General features: G+C 46.4%; 12 protein-coding genes and 2 pseudogenes. 13 read left to right on the top strand and 1 reads right to left on the bottom strand.

The features are described 5' to 3' along the window. Nucleotides 1–136 precede the first annotated feature (136 nt). A pseudogene (locus tag ACUN2T_RS16050) lies at nucleotides 137–697 on the bottom strand (Rpn family recombination-promoting nuclease/putative transposase); the annotation flags it as partial. Between the two features lie 591 nt (nucleotides 698–1,288). Between ACUN2T_RS16050 and ACUN2T_RS16045 the strand changes: the two are divergent. The 13 genes and pseudogenes from ACUN2T_RS16045 to ACUN2T_RS15985 all read left to right on the top strand — a co-directional run. Continuing rightward, nucleotides 1,289–1,390 (top strand): annotated as a pseudogene (locus tag ACUN2T_RS16045) (IS630 family transposase); the annotation flags it as partial. A gap of 847 nt (nucleotides 1,391–2,237) precedes the next feature. Beyond that, on the top strand, nucleotides 2,238–2,807 hold the full coding sequence (locus tag ACUN2T_RS16040) for a type 4 pilus major pilin (RefSeq protein WP_445493995.1): 570 nt from the start codon (nucleotides 2,238–2,240) through the stop codon (nucleotides 2,805–2,807). A gap of 45 nt (nucleotides 2,808–2,852) precedes the next feature. Beyond that, nucleotides 2,853–3,113 (top strand): hypothetical protein, encoded by a 261-nt coding sequence (locus tag ACUN2T_RS16035; RefSeq protein WP_445497991.1) that lies wholly within the window; start codon nucleotides 2,853–2,855, stop codon nucleotides 3,111–3,113. Continuing rightward, a complete protein-coding gene (locus ACUN2T_RS16030) occupies nucleotides 2,995–3,786 on the top strand; it encodes a prepilin peptidase (protein WP_445497896.1) in 792 nt (263 codons plus the stop codon). The genes ACUN2T_RS16035 and ACUN2T_RS16030 overlap by 119 nt, the downstream gene beginning before the upstream one ends. Before the next feature lie 104 nt (nucleotides 3,787–3,890). Next, complete coding sequence (gene pilV, locus ACUN2T_RS16025; RefSeq protein WP_445493994.1) at nucleotides 3,891–5,513, top strand: shufflon system plasmid conjugative transfer pilus tip adhesin PilV; 1,623 nt, start codon at nucleotides 3,891–3,893, stop codon at nucleotides 5,511–5,513. 48 nt (nucleotides 5,514–5,561) lie between these two features. Continuing rightward, complete coding sequence (locus ACUN2T_RS16020; RefSeq protein WP_445493993.1) at nucleotides 5,562–6,104, top strand: hypothetical protein; 543 nt, start codon at nucleotides 5,562–5,564, stop codon at nucleotides 6,102–6,104. A gap of 83 nt (nucleotides 6,105–6,187) precedes the next feature. Further along, nucleotides 6,188–6,529 carry a toxin co-regulated pilus biosynthesis Q family protein gene (locus ACUN2T_RS16015; protein ID WP_445493992.1) on the top strand — a complete coding sequence of 114 codons (342 nt, stop codon included), beginning with the start codon at nucleotides 6,188–6,190 and terminating at the stop codon, nucleotides 6,527–6,529. A gap of 4 nt (nucleotides 6,530–6,533) precedes the next feature. Further along, nucleotides 6,534–8,135, top strand: a complete 1,602-nt coding sequence (pilN, locus tag ACUN2T_RS16010) for a PilN family type IVB pilus formation outer membrane protein (RefSeq protein ID WP_445493991.1) — start codon at nucleotides 6,534–6,536, stop codon at nucleotides 8,133–8,135. A gap of 36 nt (nucleotides 8,136–8,171) precedes the next feature. Beyond that, nucleotides 8,172–9,440: a type 4b pilus protein PilO2 gene (pilO2, locus tag ACUN2T_RS16005; protein ID WP_445493990.1), complete on the top strand. Its 1,269-nt coding sequence runs from the start codon at nucleotides 8,172–8,174 to the stop codon at nucleotides 9,438–9,440. Further along, nucleotides 9,427–9,966: a type IV pilus biogenesis protein PilP gene (pilP, locus tag ACUN2T_RS16000; protein ID WP_445493989.1), complete on the top strand. Its 540-nt coding sequence runs from the start codon at nucleotides 9,427–9,429 to the stop codon at nucleotides 9,964–9,966. The genes pilO2 and pilP overlap by 14 nt, the downstream gene beginning before the upstream one ends. A 22-nt stretch (nucleotides 9,967–9,988) precedes the next feature. Beyond that, nucleotides 9,989–11,551: a GspE/PulE family protein gene (locus ACUN2T_RS15995; protein ID WP_445493988.1), complete on the top strand. Its 1,563-nt coding sequence runs from the start codon at nucleotides 9,989–9,991 to the stop codon at nucleotides 11,549–11,551. A gap of 6 nt (nucleotides 11,552–11,557) precedes the next feature. Further along, nucleotides 11,558–12,655: a type II secretion system F family protein gene (locus ACUN2T_RS15990; RefSeq protein WP_445493987.1), complete on the top strand. Its 1,098-nt coding sequence runs from the start codon at nucleotides 11,558–11,560 to the stop codon at nucleotides 12,653–12,655. A gap of 11 nt (nucleotides 12,656–12,666) precedes the next feature. Beyond that, a complete protein-coding gene (locus tag ACUN2T_RS15985; RefSeq protein WP_445493986.1) occupies nucleotides 12,667–13,785 on the top strand; it encodes an ATPase, T2SS/T4P/T4SS family in 1,119 nt (372 codons plus the stop codon). Nucleotides 13,786–14,175: the final 390 nt, after the last annotated feature.

Raw genomic sequence — 14,175 nt, 5'->3', positions numbered from 1 at the left:
CACAATATGAATATTTATGATTATCACTGATTAAGACGAACCCATGAAAAGTAAATTTCAATTTAAAATCAATTAATTAACTTAATTTTCATGACTAAAGATGATCATTAATGTTGAGGGGTGATTACATTAGTGCATTTCGGCAGCGGATGTGTTTTTGCACCAGTTCCATCAGGGCAACCCCTTTATGTGTCAGGATCTCTTCATCGCTGAGCACACTGACGTCCACCAACGGAAACGCTTGGCCGTATAAGCGAGCCGCCTGTTCAGGGAGCGTAAAACAATCCAGCCACCGGTTTGAGTAAGGATAAGGCCGAACCTCACCATGATAAAACAGCAGAGGTGCCACCAACGGGAGTTCAGTATGGCCTTTTTTCAGGTGAGCCGCTATGGCTAACATGGCGTAATACATCAGTCGCCAGGCCATCAACGGGTCAGGGGTGGACTGATGTTCAATCAGACAATAGATATAGCCTTGTCCCCCAGCTGTTTCAACCGAGTACAGCACATCACTGTGCAGTTGACGTAAATGCTGATCCACAAAACTGCCGGGTTCCAGTTTCAATGTGGCTAAATCACACAACAACTGGATCTCTTCGGGCAGATAAAGGGATAAAAACTCCCTGGCCGTTTCAGGCTGCGTTAAAAAATGCTTGAATAGTGAGTCATGGTGAGGCCGTTTTTCTTTCTTTGCCACAATCTGTTTCTCTGTCTTATTAGTTAGTCATTACCATTTATAGTATTTCTGCCAAGTTACAAAAAACATTGTCTCAGATTTCCTCAGGCAAATCTTTATCGAATGCATTAATATAAGAGCCTAAAGAATCAAATACCAGAAAAGGAAAAACGAGAAAATATTATATTTACAATAACTACTTTATGAAAGCCATTCATTTCAATCAGTTTTTAACTTGCATTCGCATAATGATAATCCCTTTATCAAAATATCGATTACTTATATACCCGTTATCTTTCAAGTTGCTTCTTTGTTGGCTGCACTCACTCACCCCGGTCACATCGTTATCTATGCTCCCGGGGATTCGCTCCCTTGCCGCCGCGATCCATCTTGAAATCCATAGGGGATATTTCCGTTAATCTTGGATGTTCAGATCGCAAAAATTTGTCTGAGTTCCCTCCAGATGATCTATTATTTTTAAGTGTTATTTGGCATATCTGCTTCATCGTGCTTAATGGAATTATTCTATTGTGACGGGATTTTTTTGCTTTTCTTTTTCGCTATATTTTTTGACCATATTATCACCTGTCGATTTTTTTAGGAAATATATTAGTAATTCATGTTGCCAAAACCCTTTGTGCCGCACGTTCTTCTGTCAATTGTGGAGTTGAGTGGTTTACATTACATGGGCTGGAAGGGCTTAAAAGTTTACCGGTCTTATTCATCGTGGCTGAATAAAATAAAACGATTATAGCAATCACTACACGGAACAATAACGCGAAACCATTGCTGTCAATTTATGTACCCAGAATGCATTGTCCTGAATTTGATCTAAATTAACAGAACTATATCCCATCACGGTATTTAAATCAGACACGATTTCTAATGGAGCACTGTCTATATCATCATTAATAGAATGACTTAATTTTATTTTTTATTTGATCAACTTATAATCATTATGTGTATTTCGTTCTGTTATTTAAAAGATGAGTTGGTGTTATTTGGCTTTAATTGAGTATTTAATTCCCTATTCCCTTTCTCAATAGATAGTGAGCAAAAATTCTCTGTCGGCATTTAAAAAACTGGGTTAATGAAAGGTGTTTTTCTTTAGCAAGGAGCACTGTGGCATGTCCACTATTACCAAAATGTGATCTGTGACAGACACATTACAACAGCAAGGCTTAACAACGGTCGTGTTAAACTAATTAAAAATATTTATAAGTAATCATTTCTAACTAATTGACAGAATAAAATCCTTTGGTTTTTTAATGAGCTATATCATTAATTTTAATCGATACTCACGATGGAAATTAATATATTTGATAGTTTTTAACGATCGATCGTGTGATTTTTGAACGTTTTAAACAATTTCACTTTTCAAATTATAACGCATAAGATTTATTTCAATTTGAAATATTTAAGTTTTATAAATATTTTGATTAATGTGATTATAACGTATATGTTTTATTTCTTTTTGAAGCATGTGAGTTTTCAGTTCAGGCGGCAGTTCTGAAGTCGCGTGTTGTAGCGCGTCTATCATTTTGATTTTGGAGTGATTAGCATGAATAAGAAAGTCAGTGTGTTACTCAGAACCAAGCGTCAATCGGGCTTTACGTTGATTGAAGCGTTGGTTGTCATGATTGTTGGTATTGTGATATTAGCCGCAGCCGCAGCGGGGATTGGTAAGTTGTTCCGGGCTTCGGAAATTTCAACAGAATCGTCGAATATTACTCAGATGGCAGCAAATTTGAAATCAATTAAAAATGGTGCCAAAGGTTATGACAGTTTGGATAACAAGATTGCCATCCATTATAAGGTTGTTCCGGCCAATATGACTCAGGATGGTACCAGCGGAATTATTTTTAATAGTTGGAATGGCAAGGTGCTTATTTCGCCGGGAGATGCTACCGCTCAGACGTTTAAGATTGAGTATCAGAATGTGCCTGATGAGGCTTGCCAGCAACTTTCGTTGAAGTTGCGGGTGGCGGGTTGGTCGAAAATGACCGTCGGTGGTGGTGGGAAGGGGCAACAGTCGGCCACGGAAATTAAGCCGGATTCGACGTTGGCTCAAATTAATACTGCATGTAATGCCAATGATGCCAATACGGTGACATTTATTTCTGCCAGTTAGGTCATTTTATTCAGTCTTTATGTGATGTGTAGCTTGGTCGTTTTGTTGAAGACTTCTCAAGCTACACTTTCTGTGGTGCAGGAAAATGGTCGGTCTGCTTTGGTTTTGTTGGTGTTTCCTCACTGCTTATTTTCTTTACTGAATGGGGCGCGTTTCGCGTTAAATATGTCGGGAGATCATCATGGTAATGGGATGGCTGCAATCTTCTGCGGGGTGTTTGGTCCTGGCGTCGGGGTTGCTGGGGTTGTGTGTGGGCAGTTTTTTGAATGTGGTGATCTGCCGTCTGCCGATCATGATTTTCTCTGAAATCAATAATGAGGCGGCTGGCTTTAATCTCTGTTTTCCCCGTTCACATTGTCCACGTTGCCGTCATGTGTTAGCGGTCCGCGATAACATTCCGTTGTTGAGCTATTTATGTCAGAAAGGGCGCTGTCGATATTGTAACGAGATGATTTCAATCCGCTATCCGCTGGTTGAGGGAACGGTGGCAGTGCTTTTCTCTTTGTTGGCTTTAGATATGGGCTGGAGCTATTCGCTGTTGGGGCTGTTGGTGCTGAGTTCTTTGTTGATAGCGTTGGCGGTAATTGATTTCGAGTATTTGTTGCTGCCGGATCAACTGACACTTTCTTTGTTGTGGCTGGGGCTACTGTTCAATCTGCAATCCGCTGGATTTGTGGCACTGCCTTTGGCCGTGAGTGGTGCGGCTTGTGGGTACCTGTTTTTCCGGCTGGTTGAGTGGATCGCCCGGCGATTGACTCAGCGTGATGCATTGGGAATGGGGGATGCCAAATTCCTGGCGGCGCTGGGTGCCTGGTTGGGGGTGGAAGCGCTCCCATCAGTGGCTTTGTTGGCGGCAGAGTTTACGTTGATAACTTATCTGGTGATTCACTGGCGAAGCAAAATTGAAACGGTCCCAGAGATACCTTTCGGGCCAGGTTTGGCGATGGCTGGATTAATTGTGGCGTTTTTCCATCGATAGCCGGATATGAGCTCGGCGTAGCGCTCTTGGGTGGAATCTCTTTTGGGTAAAGAATTCATCGGATGAAATAAATGTTCATTTCATACTTTTAAGAAGGGCTATTTATGCATGATGAATCTGTGTCCATATTAACGATACGCCGCCGTAATGCAGGTTTCACTTTACTGGAAGTGACGGTTGCACTGATGGTGCTGGCGTCAATGATGGTGGTTGGTGTGGTTTATCTGAACAGGCAGAGTGATATGCTGGTTAATCAGGTGGTTGCCGGGCAGATCCAGCATCTTGGCGATGCAGTGGCGGATTATGTGAATGATAATTACACCGCGTTAAGTCAGGGGCCCACTCCGACACCCATCAATTGGGCAGAAATGCTCCCCTATTTACCCCCGGGATTGGACCAAAATACGGTCAATCCACTAGGCCAGAAATATGATGGCGTATTACGTGTCGTCATGTTGCCCAATGGCAAGAAACGTATTGATCCGTTGATTTACACCGTACCGGCAATGGCTGACGGCAAGCCGCCGGATGTTGCGGGTCATTCGATGAGAATCGCGCAGTTGATTGGGGTTGGTGGTCTCTACCTGGATTACAGGGATCGTGACAGTCATAATCCGGCCACTTATTGGAACAGCTACGGTCAGGTTAATGCGCCTGAATCTTTTGCCGGTTTCTTCCATGAGCAACCTAATGAAATCGGACGCATTTTTTATGCTCCGTTCATCCGGGACGCGTCAACCTATGGGCCCGGTACATTAGCCGGTGACTTGCTTCACCGACAAAAAATAGACGCTCATCCTGAGTGGAATCGGATGGAAACCAGCATCAATATGGGCGGCAATAGACTCGATCAGGTGGATACGCTGTCGATGCAAGGTGCTGGTGTTGTTAATGGTGTGAATAAGGTGGTTTTTTCTTCCCGTTTTCAGGAAAAACAATCTTATGTCGCGCAAGGTGATGATGGCGAAATTGTTGTCAATCCGGCGCATGGTACGTTGTTTATCCTGGATGGTAACGCCAGTTCTAATAGGAAAGGTACCTTGGCCGTTGGTGATGTTCATGCAGATAAGGATGTGGTTGTTGGCAACAATTTAGTGATAAACACCAAAACCGGAAGCTTTGCCGGTGGTGATTGTCCGGCGCTGGGTAATGTCTCCATGAGTAAGCAGGGAGAACTGCTGGTGTGTCAGCAAATAAGCGCCCGTATTCCGGCTTTGCAATGGAGAGAGGCTACCGGAGGCGGCGGGAGGTTGTTTGCGAAACAGGCGGTCATCGGCAGCGGCTACTGGTCTGCGGCGGGGGTGAAACCTGAATTGACGGGGGAGATAGCGACCTATTATGCCAGCAGTGGTGGTAAGGCACACAGTCAGCCTTTCTTCAATAATTCGGGTTCTCCGGTGCGAGTCACTGCCTCCACGTCACCATTTTCTGATGGTTATCATATGCGTTGCGTATTAGCCGTGTATGAAGCGGATAAAAATGGTAACAGTCAACCATTTGATTTACCGCTAGTTTTTCAGGGTTCTGGATTGGCGGATTATCTGGAAAGCAGTGCCAATATACACCTACAGAATACCCGGACTTGTGCTGTGACATTCATTGCCGGGCCGCACCGCAAATATAACATTACCAGCGTGTTTCACGCTTCTAAAAACAGCGACCAAATTGGGGAAGTGATAACTGATGATCAGGCAGCTCCCGTGCACCTTGTTATTTGGAATGAATGAATTTGGTTTAGTGAATTTCTGCTGTCTTTAACTTGCAGGAGAACAAAAATGTGGTCATTAGCTATTGTTGGGATTGTCATCGTATTTTTCATGCAACTGATTTTCGGCCAGTTATTGCATGAAGTCCGTGTGCAATCGGTGCGGGCCAGAACGGATGTGGCTGCGTTGTTTCGTAGTTATGCTTCAGCCAGTGAGCAACTGCTTAATCATCATGTTCAGGGCGAGGTCAGGCACCGGAAGATGCGGCAGGTATTGACCGCAATGCACATGGAGTGGGTGAACACCGATGCCTGGTGTGACAACTTTTCTGGCAAGTCTGGCAAGTCTGGCAAGTGTCTCTGGGGAGCATTTATCTCAGGGGCGCATGTCTATATTTTCCGCAAAAATATCAGCTACGGTGACAATGTGTTGCTACATGGCGCTTTTGCGGAATTGCTGAGATGGGGGGCGGAACCTGATCAGATCGGTTTCAAGAACGGTTCCAGGCTGATCGACGGCAGGGGAAAACGAATAGGCAGCCCGCTTGCCAGACAATTACCCGATGGTGTGCGGAAATTTGTGTCTGACGGTGCGCTGGTGGAAATACTGTAATTGCTGTTCGGTAAGTGGGTTATTTAGGGTAACTGGTTGATTAATAGGTTTTTTGGCTGCTTCTTTTTCTTTGGAAAGATCGAATGAACAAAATAATCGCATATGTTTTTACGGCTCTTATTTGTATATCGAATGTCGCCGTTTACGCAACACCTGTGCCAGCGCGGGTTCCTTTGGCTACGGTGTGGACAGCAACGCCGGGGCAAACTCTGCGTGATGTTACGCAAGCATGGGCGAGCAGGTCCGGCTATGAAGTGGTATGGGATGCCTCTTATGATTTTCCGATCCGGGCTGGCCTGCGTTTCAATGGTACGTTTATTCAGGCGATGAGTGAGCTATTCGACGCTTACACGATGGCGAACCGTCCTTTTACTGTTGATATTTATCAGGAACAGCGGCTTGTTCATGTACAGGCTCAGGGGTAATAACATGTATATCCAGTTTTTGACGTTTCCCAGATTGATATTGCTGTCTTGCATAGCTGCTGGTCTGTCAGGTTGTGCGGCAATCAACAAGGTCGATCATCAGGCGGATACTGAGATGGCGAATGCGACCGAAATTATTAAGGGATTACGCAATAGTGCCGCCGCCACTGCGGTGCATATTCATGAACATGGTTATTGGGTGTCAACTAAGGAGATCCCATCGAAGAAGGAGAGTGAAACCGTCTCCTGTAACTTGACTTTGCAGGAAGCAGAGCCGATGACGTTGAATGAGTTTGCCGGCAAGATCAAACGGATTTGCGGTGTACCGGTAGTGATCAGCGCTGATGCGCGGCTTGCGGCGTATCCCAGCTCGTCATCGGGTGAAAAGGGAAGTGAGGGGGGGGTGGTGGTTGTCAATTCAGGTACACAGTCAGTATCTGAAGGCAGTGAACCGGAAGCGTTGAAAATCAATGTGAATTGGCATGGATCTCTGGCGGGTTTGCTCGATTCAGTCATTTTATCATCAGGGTTGCATTGGAAAGTACATAATGGCGCAGTGTCTATTTTCAAAACAGAGACGAGGGTGTTTCAAATATATGCATTGCCGGGTACGGATGCGTTGTCTTCCAGCGTGACCGCGACGACCAGTGCGACGTTCGGTGGTGGAGCCGGTGGGACTGATAGTGGTAACAGCGGTAGTACTCAAACTCTTGCGACATCGTTGACACGTTCAGTGATGGATGAGATCCAAAAAACGGTGTCAGGGATGCTGACGCCGGATGAAGGTAATCTAACCTTGTCTATGGCAACGGCATCATTGGCGGTAACCGACTCACCTGAAATACTCGACAGAGTGAAGGATTATATTGATCAGCAGAATAAATTGCTGACTACGCAGGTGGTGCTTAATGTCAAGATCCTTAATCTGACGTTTGATCGGGATGATCAGTATGGTGTCGATTGGTCGTTGGCTTATAAAAGCGCTCACATCGGATTGGTTGATAAGAACTCGAGTGCGATTGATGAGGGAAGTATCAATACGAATATCCACATTCTTAAAGGACCTTTCAGTGACAGCACTTTGCTGATTAAGGCGCTATCGGCTCAAGGCAAAGTATCCATAGTGACTCAACCCTCTGTTACCACATTGAATTTGCAGGCGGTACCGATGCAGGTGGCAACCCAGACCGGTTATGTTTCATCAATTTCTAGCACGCTGACACCACAAATCGGGACTTCGGTGGGGATTGAACCCGCGACAGTGACGACCGGTTTTAATATGTTGATGTTGCCTTATGCCATGGCCGACAAGCAAATATTGTTGCAATACAACATTAGTTTGAGCGATTTGAAAAAGCTGGCGAAATTTGGCAAGGAAGAGACCGGTCAGGTGCAATTGCCGACAATAGATTTACGTGCATTCAGTCAGAAGGTGCGGCTGCATTCAGGTGAAACCCTGGTGCTGTCAGGATTCGAGCAACAGTCGGATACCAGTGAACGCAGTGGCTTGGGCAGCCCGGATAATCAGTTCCTGGGGGGAAGTCGCGAGGGTAAAAGGAATCATAATGTGATCGTGGTCATGATTACCCCTATAGTGGTAGATTGAAAGTTGACCAAGACAGAGACAGACGTGGAGCACGTCATGCAAATCAAGTTATATGGTAAGACTCTGGTGGCAGGCATCATCTGGCGACCACCGGTAACTGTGTTAGCGCGTTCTAACATGCGCAGAAATGGGATTGCGGCGGGGTTTACCTTGGCTGTTCGGCATCGTGTCGGGCAAGGTATTCAGGTCGGTTATATACCCAAGGAGGCTGGGGCACCGGGTGATTATTCATTGGCTGCGGCCCTTGCCAAAGTGGTAGATAAACCTAACTGGATAGGTGCGTTTCGTTTGTCTGATGGACATTATGCGTTAGTCGCGGTACATCAGGGCGCAATAATGGCTGGGCGTGACTTGATCGGACCCCGCGAAGAGATCGAAGCGAAGTTGCATGATACGGTCCAGTTGGTAGAGGGAGCTAACGGGATATGGAATGCGATTTATGCACCGAAAGAGTTTGAATCGTTGTGGCCGGAGATGCCGTTGGTACAGTTGTTGTCGAAATCTGCATTGAAAAAATCTGTTGGTCAGTTGGAAAGTTTAACGGGTGAAATGTCGAAGTATCAAATTAAGCTCTTTGGCATGACCACGGGTTTGGTGCTTTTGCTGGTCGGTGGCTGGTGGGGGTGGCACATCTATTATGAGCAGAATACGGTATTGATCATACCGGATGTCCCCAACGAAGTGGAAATTCCACCGCCGCATCCGTGGCTGGCACAACCACGAATGGAATGGCAGTTCTCTGCATGGAAGAGAGCCTTAGCCAGGGTTCCCTTATCCCTTGCTGGTTGGCAGATTGAATCCATTCTCCTGGATACTGATACGGTTTCCGTAAGCTACCAGCGTCATGAAGGGATGCCGATCAATATTTTTCAGGTTGCTGCTATCAATATATTCCGGTCTGGCCCTGTGATTTCCAATGGGGGAGAGCAGGCACAGGTATTGATACCGTTCAATCAGCAGAGTGAGGATCTGCCGGAAGGCGACGACGACGCATTGCCGTCGTCAGATCAGGCGCTGATTGGATTAATATCTTATTTCCAGGCATTGGGTTTGCCGCCTCCGGTTTTAACTGAAAGCGTTTCTGTTCTGCCACCCCCACCGCCTCCTACGGTAGAAGGAGAGACTCATGTGTGGGCTAACCCTGACTGGCAGACTTATAGCTGGACGCTCTCTTCTCAATTACCGCCAGATGCCTTATTTTCAGGTAAGCCACTCCCTGGATTGAGGGTCACCAGTGCCAGAATTGTGTTATCTGATGGTTTTCCTCAGTGGGAGCTTAGTGGAGTTTTCTATGCAAAAAATTAGTCAGTTTACGATCAGTGTATTTGTGGTGTCGGTATTTTCCCTGGCATATGCACAAACATCACCTACTGAGATCCCGGCGGTTCAGGCAAAGCCCGTTGTGCAGAAACCGGCATTGCCGGCGGCAACAACTGACAGTGTTGCTGAACAATTGGCAAAGTTACAGACCGAGGTGATGTTACTTAAAGCTGAGACTGCCAGGGCAAATGCGCAGGCTGAACTCGATAAAATTTCCAGTGTCGTGAATAAAAACGGTGCGGCTAATAATGATCTGCCTTTAGTTAAGTCAATTTTTGGGCGCAACAGTGCGCTGATTGCCACGCTGCGGTTTCGTTCGGGAGGCATTATGGATGTGAAAGCCGGGGAGCGGTTGCCGAATGGTTACAAAGTGATCCGCATTAATAACGGTGTGGTCACTTTTGCCAAACAGGGACGATTCTATGATGTGGGACTGACTGCGACTAATGATGCATCGTTATTGGATAGTCTGGATTTAATGGTTGCACCGCCGTTGCCGTTAAGTCGTTAGTGGCTGATAGGTGGAAATTCCTATGGTAATAACAAGTTCCGATCTGCTGTGTATGGTCAGGCAGGGGGCGAAAGTGTTATCCGCCCTGAGCGGTGCACTTGAAATAGAGTTGGCGAATCGCAGTTTGATATGTCTGATTGAGTTACCTCAGCAACAGGGGCAATGCGTGCTTGCTGTGTCTGCCTCTCACCGGCTTGATCCCCATGTACTGGCTTATGAGGAAACGGTTAAAAGACACGGTTTCATTTATCAGATAGTCACCTGTGGGATGGGGAACATATTGGAGTTGTACCGTCTCAGCAAGAGTCATCATCATAGTCATGGGTTGGGAGGCACTGAGTCCGATGTTCAGCGGTATATCACTCGCTTAATCGGAGAAGCTACGCAGGAGCGAGCGTCGGATTTACATATCGTCGCCCGGCATAATTATTGTGAGATCCGGTGTCGTATTGATGGTTATTTGCGGCCTGTGGAGCAGTTGCGTCCGGAAGAAGGATTACGGCTGTGCGCGACGATTTACCAAAGTATGTGCGACGTAGCAGAGCCAACGTTTAAGCCGATGCAGGCACAGCGTGCACGCATGAAGGATGAATTTCTTACCGAATGCGGGCTTTCCGGGGCGCGGATTAATACCCGTCCGCTTGATCGTGGCATGTTAATGGTACTGAGATTGTTGTATGCGGATAGCCCCGGTACGGTATGCACCCTGAGTGATTTGGGCTATTTGCCGGAACAGTGTCAGATATTGGAAGAGCTGATGGACCATCGGGCTGGGGTCGTCCTTTTGTCCGGCGCGACCGGTAGCGGCAAGAGCACGACCCTGAAAGTTGTGATGCAGAAGTTGATAGCTGAACAAGCGGGGATTCACTTGCTCACACTGGAAGACCCACCTGAATATGAGATTGAAGGTGCCAATCAGTCGCCCATAACCGGCGATCGTGGTGATAGCGTGGTTGTTGAACAAGAATGGGCAATGGCAATCGCTGATGCGATGCGACTCGATCCCGATGTGATCATGGTCGGTGAGATACGTGATGCGGTTACCGCAAAGATGACGTTCCGCGCCGCAATGACAGGCCATCTCATTTGGACCACGATACATGCAAACGATGCTTTAGCGATCCTGCCCCGTTTGCAGGATGAGGCGGTAATGGAATCACTGTTGATGGATTCGCGGCTGGTGATTGGTTTAGTTAGTCAATCGTTGGTTCAAGTGTTATGCCCTCGTTGCAAAGTTCCCTTACAAGGGCATGAGCAGGAAATTTCTGGGCGTCTGTTAAAACGGCTGAATCTTTATTGCCAGCCGGAATCGGTTTGCCTACAGGGGGAAGGTTGTGATTATTGCAAGCAGAGCGGCATCGTGGGCCGAACGGTAGTTGCTGAAGTGGTGCGTACTTCTCCGGGCTTAATGCAAGCTTATCGAACCGGCCATCATCACGGGGCAACCCGGTATTGGATGATGGAAATGGGCGGATTAAGCAAGATCGATGCACTTATTCACAAAATAAATGACGGCATCATCGATCCTCGTGCTGGAGAGCGCGTTATGGGGCCGATTATCCCCCCGATCCATCAAATAGAGTAAAACACCATGTTCCTGACCGATTTTATTGAAAGACTGAACTATCTAATGGCGAAGATACAGTTTGGTAAGAAAGCGCGGATTCGTTTCTACGGGCATCTTATTATGATGCTGGAAAATCGAGTCATGCTGATTGATGCATTACGCGAAATGTATAATGTCGCCAGCAATGAAGGCCAGAAACCCAACGGTGGTTATGCGTTGGTCTTGAGTAGTTGCTATGAATCGGTGAGTGAGGGCTGCACTTTGGCAGCCAGCTTGCAGCAATGGATTGGTCCTAATGAAGTCGCGGTGATTGCTGCGGGCGAGCGCTCTGGTGACATACATAGTGCTTTCATGGATGCGATCGCCATGATCGAAGCGGGTAGCAAGATCCGCAATGCGGTTATCGGTGCCTCTATTTATCCGGCGGTGCTGATTGGAATGATATGCGTCTTATTGCACATTGTGGCGGGTAGTCTGGTTCCCAAACTGGCGGCGGTTTCTAAGCCGGAAACCTGGGATGGCGCGGCTTATACCCTTTATGTGATGGGAACATTTGTTAATGACTATGGGCTGTATTCGCTGATATTCCTGGTGATATTGATAGTTCTGTTGTCATTGTCATTGCCTTTTCTGGGCGGGCGGTTGAGAACGGTGCTTGACCGGTTTCCGCCGTGGTCACTGTACAGAACCATTCATGGCAGCATGTTCATACTGAATGTATCGTTGCTGATCCGCTCAGGGATGATGTTGCAATCGGCGCTGGAATTGCTGTTGGAACAGGCGGGTTCGCGTTGGTTGTATGTCCGTATTGCTGCCACGCTTGAACATATTTCAATGGGGGCTGGTTTTGGCGAGGCGCTCCGCGATACGGGTTATCGTTTTCCTGATAACGAGGCGATCAGTTATCTGAGGCTATTGTCACGATTGCAGGGTTTTGATCAGTCAATGGCGAAGTTTGCCCGGCACTGGCTGGATGAAACGATAGTCAAAGTTCAGATAGTCACCCGCGGATTCCTGCTGGCTTCGATCCTGATGATTGGTGGCATGTTGATGTTGGTTGTTACGGCGGTGTCTGGTATTGAAAATGCCATTGAACAGTCGTTATCTTTACCGTCTGCTTAACGTTGAAATGAATGATGAAAACTAGACAGGACATTGAAACTGGAACCCGTGAAATTCAGGGAACGGATAGTGCATATCGTGAGGAAATGCTGGATGAGCTTAAACAAGCTTGTGGGCCGGTTATCCTCCAGGCGCTTGATGATAAGAATGTGGTGGAAATCATTATTAATCCAGATGGAAAACTGTGGATTGAATTGCATAACCAGAACATGAATGAAGCGCAATCCGATTTTCCGGCAGAGGCGGCAGCGCGGATTTTGCTGATTTCTGCTTTATTGCAAAAATCGGATATTGGTACCGATGTGGGCCTGATTGAAGGTGAATTCCCGTTGGGCAGCGCCCGTATTGCAGGCGTATTGTCTCCGCTTGCCAATGCGCCTGCTATTGCCATTCGCAAACACTCGCCTGTTGTATTATCGCTGTCTGATTACCGGAAAAGCGGCATTATTAAGCCGATAGGCGCTACCGCCCTGCGGCAGACTTCCGGGTTAGCGATCCACAAACGCAGCTTTGAGCACCCGATTGAGGCAATCCGTGAAGCGGTGATCATGCGCAAGAATATCTTGATCGTTGGCGGTACCGGTAGCGGGAAAACGACGCTGACGAATACTATTTTGCATGAGATTAGCCTGCAATGCCCGAGTGACCGTATCGTGGCGATTGAGGATACAATGGAATTGCAGCTTAACAATGCTAATCGTGCACTGTTACGAACCAGTAAGGATGTGGATATGCGCCGCTTACTGCGAACGACAATGCGTTTGCGTCCGGACCGTATCGTGGTAGGCGAGATTCGCGGTGGTGAAGCTTATACTTTGCTCAAAAGTTGGAACTCCGGGCACCCTGGAGGAGTAACGACAACGCATGCCAACTCATCTGAGGAGGGGTTGCAAAAATTGGCGCATTACATTTATGAAGATGAAGCCGCGCAGGGTTTTACTCCCGGGACGATCGGCTGGATGATTGCCAGAAGCGTAAATCTGGTGATCGTGATAGAAAAGATTGCGACAGAACCGGGGCGAATGGTGACGGAAATTTGCGAAGTGACTGGGTTTATGAATGATCGTTACAACATGAATGTCTTGTGCTTGCAGGGTAATGGTCACTGTGAATTCAGGCCACGTATTTGAGGTTGGGTTTGGTGTTACAGACTGTTCAAAGCACAGATTTAAATAAAAAGTTTTTAACTTTTTAAAAAGAGATTTGTTTTATATTTGGGATATTTTTTTACGCTGTTTATCCTGGATTCATTAAAATAGGCTTGTCATGTGATTTTAGATTTCTATTTAACTCTATTTACCGATGTTAATTTAAATGAATCGGTAAATTCATTTAATCACGACTTATTACATCAACAATGGTGAAAATTCTGGCAGATTAACCAGCCAGAAAGGTTGTAATGATTAAACAGGTATTTAAGCGTTTCATCACATTAAAGGTAATAAAAAGATTAACGATTTAAATAAAACCGTATAAAAGCAATGCTGTTGGGTAGGAAGAAATAGTGTAAAATAATGTTA

The sequence above is a fragment of the Photorhabdus machadonis genome, assembly GCF_052657765.1.
This window is presented reverse-complemented; position numbering and strand designations above follow the sequence as displayed.

What these genes read in the sequence shown, in the direction of transcription:
- ACUN2T_RS15995 (WP_445493988.1), top strand. Translation starts at nt 9,989, where the DNA reads ATGGTAATAACAAGTTCCGATCTGCTGTGTATGGTCAGGCAGGGGGCG.
- pilP (WP_445493989.1), top strand. Translation starts at nt 9,427, where the DNA reads ATGCAAAAAATTAGTCAGTTTACGATCAGTGTATTTGTGGTGTCGGTA.
- pilN (WP_445493991.1), top strand. Translation starts at nt 6,534, where the DNA reads ATGTATATCCAGTTTTTGACGTTTCCCAGATTGATATTGCTGTCTTGC.
- ACUN2T_RS16030 (WP_445497896.1), top strand. Translation starts at nt 2,995, where the DNA reads ATGGGATGGCTGCAATCTTCTGCGGGGTGTTTGGTCCTGGCGTCGGGG.
- ACUN2T_RS15985 (WP_445493986.1), top strand. Translation starts at nt 12,667, where the DNA reads ATGATGAAAACTAGACAGGACATTGAAACTGGAACCCGTGAAATTCAG.
- ACUN2T_RS15990 (WP_445493987.1), top strand. Translation starts at nt 11,558, where the DNA reads ATGTTCCTGACCGATTTTATTGAAAGACTGAACTATCTAATGGCGAAG.
- ACUN2T_RS16015 (WP_445493992.1), top strand. Translation starts at nt 6,188, where the DNA reads ATGAACAAAATAATCGCATATGTTTTTACGGCTCTTATTTGTATATCG.
- ACUN2T_RS16020 (WP_445493993.1), top strand. Translation starts at nt 5,562, where the DNA reads ATGTGGTCATTAGCTATTGTTGGGATTGTCATCGTATTTTTCATGCAA.
- ACUN2T_RS16040 (WP_445493995.1), top strand. Translation starts at nt 2,238, where the DNA reads ATGAATAAGAAAGTCAGTGTGTTACTCAGAACCAAGCGTCAATCGGGC.
- pilO2 (WP_445493990.1), top strand. Translation starts at nt 8,172, where the DNA reads ATGCAAATCAAGTTATATGGTAAGACTCTGGTGGCAGGCATCATCTGG.
- pilV (WP_445493994.1), top strand. Translation starts at nt 3,891, where the DNA reads ATGCATGATGAATCTGTGTCCATATTAACGATACGCCGCCGTAATGCA.